A 238-nucleotide genomic window follows, 5' to 3' on the forward strand; every position below is an offset into this window, starting at 1 on the left:
GACCTGTGGCGTACCGCTGTCATCCAGTATCGGCAATTCGACTTGTGCCGACAGCTGCCCCAGAGTAATTAACCGGTTGATGGCCTGGGTTGTCGGTGTTGATGCCGGTGTTGATGCCGGTGTTGATACGGAGGCTGGATCGGTTCCTGCAGCAAGTGGTTCGGGGTGGTTTTCCGCTTGCCGGGCCAGAGTCTGCATAAATGGTCGCAGCTGACTGAGCGTAAAGCGGGCCTCAATG

General features: G+C 57.6%; 1 protein-coding gene. It reads right to left on the reverse strand.

What is annotated here, in order from left to right; translation table 11 throughout:
- Positions 1-198, reverse strand: a 198-nt coding sequence (locus Q4563_RS22450) for a hypothetical protein (RefSeq protein WP_303606121.1), incomplete at its 3' end; no start/stop codon positions are given.
- Positions 199-238 lie beyond the last annotated feature (40 nt).

It is taken from the genome of Gilvimarinus sp. 1_MG-2023, assembly GCF_030548285.1.